2 protein-coding genes are annotated in these 1092 nt (G+C 68.0%); one reads left to right on the top strand and one right to left on the bottom strand.

Annotated features, from left to right (window positions below):
* The coding region (locus EN742_RS35745; RefSeq protein ID WP_128333926.1) for an HTH domain-containing protein at nucleotides 1–399 on the bottom strand (399 nt) is incomplete at its 3' end.
* A gap of 120 nt (nucleotides 400–519) precedes the next feature.
* Here EN742_RS35745 and EN742_RS35750 point away from each other — a divergent pair.
* Entirely contained in the window at nucleotides 520–924 is a 405-nt protein-coding gene (locus tag EN742_RS35750) for a VOC family protein (RefSeq protein ID WP_126055436.1), read from the top strand.
* The last annotated feature ends 168 nt before the right edge of the window (nucleotides 925–1092 follow it).

Raw genomic sequence — 1092 nt, forward strand, 5'->3', positions numbered from 1 at the left:
GGGCAGGCTCGCCCGGCTGAGCGGCGCGCCGACGCGGGGGTGGCTGACGAACGGGCGCAGGCGCTCGGGCACAGCGATGGCGATCTTGGCGATCAGGTCGCGCGCCGCGCCCGCCAGCACCGCATCGCCCTTGTCGGCCACCCATTGCGCGCCGAGCACGGCCGCCTCAAGCTCGTCCGGGGTCAACATCAGCGGCGGCATGTCGTAGTCGCGGTCCAGCACGTAGCCGACGCCGGCTTCGCCCCGGATCGGCACGCGCTGGCCGATGAGGTCGGCGATGTCGCGATAGACCGAACGGCGCGAGGTCTCGAGCTCCTCGGCGATCCGGCTGGCGGTGATCGGGTCGGTCGAGCGTCGCAGGATCTGGATGATCTGGAACAGTCTGTCGGCGCGGCGCAAGGCATGTCTCCTGCTGCCACTATGCTGGCAACAGGCCTGGTCCACAAGTCGGCACAGGGCGCCTCAACAGGCGCTGGCACCGACGGAGAAGACTCCGCGGCTATCCGATGGAGAAAACTCATGAATTTCGTTTCGACCCGCATCATCACCGCCGACGTCAGGCGGCTGGTCGCCTTCTATGAGGAGGTGACCGGCACCCTGCTGACGCTTTACACCGACGATTTCGCCGAGCTGACCACCGAGGCCGGCACGCTCGCCATCGGCAGCACGCGTACGCTGCAGCTCTTCGGTGGCGACCATGTCGCGCGACCGGCGGCCAACCAGACGGCGATCATCGAGTTCCGCGTCGCCGATGTCGACGCCGACTACCGGCGGCTTGCCGACCGCATCGCCGGCTCACTGGTGCAGGCGCCGACCACCATGCCCTGGGGCAACCGCTCGCTGCTGTTCCGCGACCCCGACGGCAACCTCGTCAATTTCTTCACGCCGGTGACCGCCGAGGCGATCCGGAAGTTCGAGAGGTGAGGGGGCCGAGGCGCGACGCTCGCGGTGGGCGCAACCCTTGGCCCCTCCGGCGCCCGCCTGTACAATCGTGAGATGAATGCAGGGAAGGGAGGCGCGTGATGCGGCTTGGTCGCAATCTCTATCATTTGACGATTGGGGCCTTCATCGCCGTCCTGGCGCTTTGGCCGC

It is taken from the genome of Mesorhizobium sp. M4A.F.Ca.ET.020.02.1.1 (assembly GCF_004022645.1).
Taxonomy (GTDB): domain Bacteria; phylum Pseudomonadota; class Alphaproteobacteria; order Rhizobiales; family Rhizobiaceae; genus Mesorhizobium.

Excerpts from the sequence above, each read along its gene's own strand:
- EN742_RS35750 (WP_126055436.1), top strand. The coding sequence starts at position 520 with ATGAATTTCGTTTCGACCCGCATCATCACCGCCGACGTCAGGCGGCTG.